The sequence below is a fragment of the Rhodococcus sp. AC861 genome (assembly GCF_979256035.1).
Map to the genome: position 1 here is coordinate 1 of NZ_CEEDMW010000058.1, position 257 is coordinate 257.

The 257-nt window shown below is 69.6% G+C and carries 1 protein-coding gene; it reads right to left on the minus strand.

The window, feature by feature from the left end; translation table 11 throughout:
* A partial coding sequence (locus AC0IX4_RS23135; protein ID WP_471831423.1) for a DnaB-like helicase N-terminal domain-containing protein occupies window positions 1-257 on the minus strand: 257 nt, incomplete at both ends.

A 257-nucleotide genomic window follows, 5' to 3' on the forward strand; every position in this document is an offset into this window, starting at 1 on the left:
GCCGAGACCGTCACCGGGTCCGCGGGATCTCCGCGGCCGTCCAGATCGAGGATCGCGTCGTAGACCATCTGGTGAGCGGGGCGGTAGACGTCACCGGGCCGCAGGACCTCGAGGACGTCGGCGATGGCGTCCTTGCTGAGCAACATGCCACCGAGGACCGACTGCTCGGCCGCCATGTCCTGAGGGGGCTGACGACCGAAGTCCTCGCCCGGCGCCTCGGACGGTCCCTGGGAGTCGTTCGCTCCTCGATCGTCCAC